General features: G+C 33.3%; 6 protein-coding genes. 5 read left to right on the forward strand and 1 reads right to left on the reverse strand.

Annotated elements, in window-relative coordinates; genetic code table 11:
- Nucleotides 1-134 precede the first annotated feature (134 nt).
- The 5 genes from OO013_RS19880 (at nucleotide 135) to OO013_RS19900 (ending at nucleotide 4,383) form a co-directional block, all read left to right on the forward strand.
- On the forward strand, nucleotides 135-629 hold the full coding sequence (locus OO013_RS19880; RefSeq protein WP_266058866.1) for a hypothetical protein: 495 nt from the start codon (nucleotides 135-137) through the stop codon (nucleotides 627-629).
- 120 nt (nucleotides 630-749) lie between these two features.
- Nucleotides 750-1,301 (forward strand): hypothetical protein, encoded by a 552-nt coding sequence (locus OO013_RS19885; RefSeq protein ID WP_266058868.1) that lies wholly within the window; start codon nucleotides 750-752, stop codon nucleotides 1,299-1,301.
- Nucleotides 1,302-1,760: 459 nt separating this feature from the next.
- Nucleotides 1,761-2,048, forward strand: coding sequence for a hypothetical protein (locus OO013_RS19890; RefSeq protein ID WP_266058870.1), 288 nt, complete (start codon nucleotides 1,761-1,763; stop codon nucleotides 2,046-2,048).
- Nucleotides 2,049-2,127: 79 nt separating this feature from the next.
- Entirely contained in the window at nucleotides 2,128-3,774 is a 1,647-nt protein-coding gene (locus tag OO013_RS19895) for a S41 family peptidase (RefSeq protein ID WP_266058871.1), read from the forward strand.
- A gap of 153 nt (nucleotides 3,775-3,927) precedes the next feature.
- Nucleotides 3,928-4,383: a hypothetical protein gene (locus OO013_RS19900; RefSeq protein WP_266058873.1), complete on the forward strand. Its 456-nt coding sequence runs from the start codon at nucleotides 3,928-3,930 to the stop codon at nucleotides 4,381-4,383.
- Between the two features lie 409 nt (nucleotides 4,384-4,792).
- Here the strand turns inward: OO013_RS19900 and OO013_RS19905 are convergent.
- The coding region (locus tag OO013_RS19905; RefSeq protein WP_439651863.1) for a hypothetical protein at nucleotides 4,793-4,972 on the reverse strand (180 nt) is incomplete at its 5' end.

A 4,972-nucleotide genomic window follows, 5' to 3' on the forward strand; every position in this document is an offset into this window, starting at 1 on the left:
AGGTACAACAACACCTATGGCCCACCGTTTTGTTTTCCAAATGAGGCTATTATCTTTGGGTATCAGCTATGCGTTTTTTAAGCAGCCGTAGGTTTCGGCGGACACATAGCCTTGACGTTGGGCATCATAAAAGAATGAAAGAACTGGAGAGTTTAAAATACTTTTATTTCAAAATCTGGTTAGATATTTTTAATCCTATTGAATTTAAGCAATGGATAAATACCTTTCTACAAAAGGAAAACCTTCCAAAACATATATTTCCATTAGTAAATTTAAATGATGGTCATGAAATAACTACTATTCATAATTTAGTAGATGAATTTTATCCTGACTTTAATCCTTTAAGTAAAGAAGGGGAATTATTTGCAATTAAAATTCTTTTAGAAGAATCCAATAAATATCTAAACCGTGAAATCACTCCTTTAGAATTTTGTAAGTTATTTTTTCATTTGGAAGCTAATTTCAATGGATTACTAGAAGAATACCCAGAATGGTTAGGGGATCTTTTTGAAGAATGTGATTATTGTGATGAATCATGGAATTTCAATAATAGACCTGACTTAGCAACTGAAATAGAAAGAAATATTGAGGTATTAAAAAAATACACGAATGCCCAACAAGGGTTATGAGCCACCGTTTTGTTTTTAAGTTGGGGCTATTATCTTTGGGGTTCAGCTATGCGTTTTTTATGTAGCCGTTGGTTTCGGCGGACCCATAGCCTTGACGTTAGGTGGAATTAAATCATAGAAATGAAATTTGCAGGATACATAGGAATAGGTTTACTAGTCGCAGGAGGCTTTATCTTCTTTTTAGGTTTCAAAGTGGCCAACTATAATCTATATTTTTTGATTGCCGGTGGAATAATAGCAGCAATCGGATTCTATTCCCTTAAATTCTTGAGTAAGAGAGAAGAGGATAATACTTTTGCTGAATTTGACGAATGGAGAAAGAATCTAAAATCTAACGGAACTAAAATAGAGGTGAATTTTGAACAGTGTGAACTGAAATCGAACAAATATCGAGAAGCAATTGATCAGAGTTATTCACCGATTTCAAATTACATGGCTCTTGATGCGTTGGTAGGAAATGATAATACTGAATATAATAATATTGATCAGAGTATAATCGTTTTCAACACCGAACTAAAAGGAAGAAAAGCAACCTTTTATAGCCCATTAATTAGCAAGGAAAAAAAGACTTTGGAATTTCTTTTGGCTGATAAAAAATCAACAAAGATTTATATTGATAAAATTAACAAAGACAACTATTACTTCGACTTAGAGTTTCTTTGGAGACATTAAAACATCCACCTAACACGGGCTATGGTCCACCGTTTTGTTTTCCAAATGAAGCAATTATCTTTGAGTATCAGCTATGCGTTTTTAAGTAGCCGTAGGTTTCGGCGGACACATAGCCAAACCGTTGTGCTTAATTAAATGGACATTATCTACTATCAACATATTGCTATTTTTACATTGGGGATAATTATATTTTTAATTCGAATAAAATATAAGTTCCAATTTGAAGATTGGTCTTTCTCAATATTTTTTTCTGGACTTCTAATTTTAATAGTTTGGTTTTCGTCGCTAAATGAAAATATAGATTTCAGAGGTTCATATACCGAATTTTTAATTTATTCAGCTGGGTTAATTCTAATACTGATTTCAACTCTCCTAAATCACAAATTCAAACTTTCAAGATACTTGAGCATATTAATTATATTTTTAAACATTCCGTTTCTTCATCTTTTCTTTTCCTTAATGTTTTTCATATTCACCGGAAATAAATTGTACGAAACACCTGACATTATTTATTCCGACAATCAAAGGAGAATAGAAATAGTAGAAACAGCTCCTGGAATGGGAATGTCAAAAACAATTTTCCTAATTAACGAAGGTAGGTTTCTTGAGAAAAAGGAAAAAATAGAAGATTTTGGATATGATAATAAACCATCATATAATATTGATGTTTTTTTAAATGACAAGAATCAATTAAGAATTGTTGGACAACTAAATGAATTTCAAAGAATAGATAAAACTATAAACTAAGCACAACAATCACTATAACCGCATTTTTATGCCACAGGGGACATAAAAACTGCGCCATAGTGTAGACGTTAGCAATAATATGCGTAACCTGATAATAGTCACAGTAGCCATTCTTTTTCTGTCCAGCAAGATTCCTCAACAGGAACTTCTGGATAACAATCAAAAACTGTTTGCAACCGCTAAAATTTGGGGCTTTCTAAAATATTATCACCCGAATGTTGCTAAGGGAAAATTTGATTGGGATAATGAGCTTTTAGAAATTCTGCCTTCAATTGAAAAAGCTTCAACTAAAAAGGAATTATCGTCTGTCTATTTAACATGGATTGAATCATTAGGAAATATTAAACTTTGCAAATCATGCAGCAATTTAGAAGACACTACTCATCTCTTTAACAAGAATTTCGATTTAGAGTGGATGAACAATGATCAACTTTTCACGAACCAACTCTCAGATAGATTGAAATATATCGAGCAGAACCGATATTCTGGTAAGCATCATTATCTATCTTTTAAAGGAAGCCCCCCTGTTTTAACCCTAACAAATGAAAAGCAATATGCGAATTTTGATTGGACAAACGAATCACTCAGGCTGTTGTCTTTTTTTAGATACTGGAATACCATAGAATATTTCTATCCCCACAAGTATCAAATTGACTTGGATTGGGATAAAGTATTCTTTCAAATGTTACCCAAATTTCACTCTCCAGCTTCAGAAATAGATTACCATTTGGCTATGTTGGAATTGGTTGTAAAAACCGATGATAGTCATGGATATTTTACAACGGACTTGATAGAGGATTTTTTTGGTAACAAGCAAATTCCAGCTGCATTTACGATAATTGAAAACAAAGTAGTGATAACCTATTTGTATGATGATTCTCTTGCAAATCTCAATGATATAAAATTAGGGGATATCATAACCAAAATAGATGATAAGCCGGTGGGTCAAATAATTAGTCAAAACCTCAAATACATATATGGGGCTAACAATGGAGCAAAAAAGAAATATTCATTTAATAAAATTTTGCATGGTACTTCGGATAGTGTAAAAGTTGAAATCATAAGAAATGGACAAAAAGAGGTCAGAACTATATTAAGATATTCTTTTGATCAATTTAGACCATCAGCAATTGCAAGAGAACCATGGAAATTAATGGATAACAACATAGGCTATATCAACTTAAGCCGAATTGAGCATAAAGGCTTGATTACAGCGCTTGAAGAACTAACCAATACAAAATCAATTATTCTGGATTTAAGAGGATATCCGAAAGGGTTTTATGGATATATACTTAGTAACTTTTTTGGTTCTAGAAACACGGTCCTTGTGAAACAAATGAACTCCGATTTGTCCTATCCCGGTAAGTTTATCATCTCGGAACAAACACAGCGTTTAAATGATTCTAAATACGAAGGTCAGGTAATTTTGATTGTAAATAAAAACACTCAGAGTCGAGCCGAGTATACTGCCATATGGATTCAAAATGGGTATAATGTCACAACTATTGGCAATCAAACTGCTGGAGCTGGCGGTATTATGATAGAGAACCCATTTATCGGAAATTATAAGTCTTACTTTACCAGTTCAGGAATCTTCTACCCAGACATGCATCCAGTTCAACGAAAAGGTGTTAAAATAGATATTGAAGTAATCCAATCGATCGAAGGAATAATTAGCGGAAAGGATGAGCTTTTAGAAAAAGCAATTGAACTAGCACAGAAATAAGAAAAATATTGCTAACAGGCGCTAAGCCCAATCAGCTTACTTAGTTATTCGCAAAAGGGTATCTGGATCAGATACTTTTGAGATATTTGAAAGGCTGAGCCGACTGTGCTTAGCCTTGACGTTGGGCTTCATTAAATTATCAGACAAATTAATTTGAGCAAAATTCAAGAAATAGAAGATATCTTCAACATTTTCCATGATGGAACAATAGATGATATAGTTATCCAATCCGATAAGATTGATTTATTAATTGAAATACAATATTTAGCAGAATTGATTGATAAAAAATTTGAATTTTTCAATCTAAAATTAACAGGAGTTGAACTAATTGAATATGATGCTTGGACAGATAACTCTTATAAATTGACAAATTGGAGGGAAATATTCGAACTTGGCATTTCAATAATAAACACTGAGACAGATAGTTCTGGAAATGTTGTAGTACATTCAAATTGTTTTGATGCTCCTAATGATTTATTCGAAGGTGGTAATTTGATAATTAAGTGTCGGGATTATGAACTTTTTGACGAATTGAAAAATCCCATCACAATAGAAAGATTAAAAGAACTATCAACATTTTATTGGAATGAAAAATTTGAAAAGAAATAAAAACGAAAGCCCAACAGCATGTTCCATGAATAATCCTTTCCCTTCAATTTAAATATAAATCACTGATAATCATTAACTTTTCTTTTTGTTTTTATCCTTTTAGCTCTTTTTCAAATGAGTGATAGCGGTCAAGGCCGGGCATAGCAATCCCAGGCGGATTGATAGGTCCGCTACGTATAGCCTTGAGGGCTATCTAAGCATTTGAGATCTTAAGGACTATAAAAACAAAACCATGCTTCCATTGGTGATCACCGAATTGCGGACGTCACAGTTTCCGATTAGTTTGTTAAAGGGCGCTCGCCCCATGCTATGAAGAGGTGGTCACTGTTTCCAGACGCCACAATTAGTGTTAGGAGGTCGAGCGCAGTATTAAGTTCGGTTTTATTTTTAAGTATTCCTTTCTCTTACCCTATTTTTCTACGCCAATCACATATTCTTCCTTTGTTTTTAATACTCGATATATTCTTGAAACTAGTTTTCTGGTGATTATCAGGATGGCCCGTTTCCGGCTATGGTTTTGCAACAACTCTTCATACCGCTGAAGCATCACCGGATCTTTCTGAACACTACTCCAGGCACATTCTACCAG

The organism is Mangrovivirga halotolerans (genome assembly GCF_026241165.1).
GTDB lineage: Bacteria > Bacteroidota > Bacteroidia > Cytophagales > Cyclobacteriaceae > Mangrovivirga > Mangrovivirga halotolerans.

Excerpts from the sequence above, each read along its gene's own strand:
- OO013_RS19895 (WP_266058871.1), top strand. The coding sequence starts at position 2,128 with ATGCGTAACCTGATAATAGTCACAGTAGCCATTCTTTTTCTGTCCAGC.
- OO013_RS19890 (WP_266058870.1), top strand. The coding sequence starts at position 1,761 with ATGTTTTTCATATTCACCGGAAATAAATTGTACGAAACACCTGACATT.
- OO013_RS19885 (WP_266058868.1), top strand. The coding sequence starts at position 750 with ATGAAATTTGCAGGATACATAGGAATAGGTTTACTAGTCGCAGGAGGC.
- OO013_RS19880 (WP_266058866.1), top strand. The coding sequence starts at position 135 with ATGAAAGAACTGGAGAGTTTAAAATACTTTTATTTCAAAATCTGGTTA.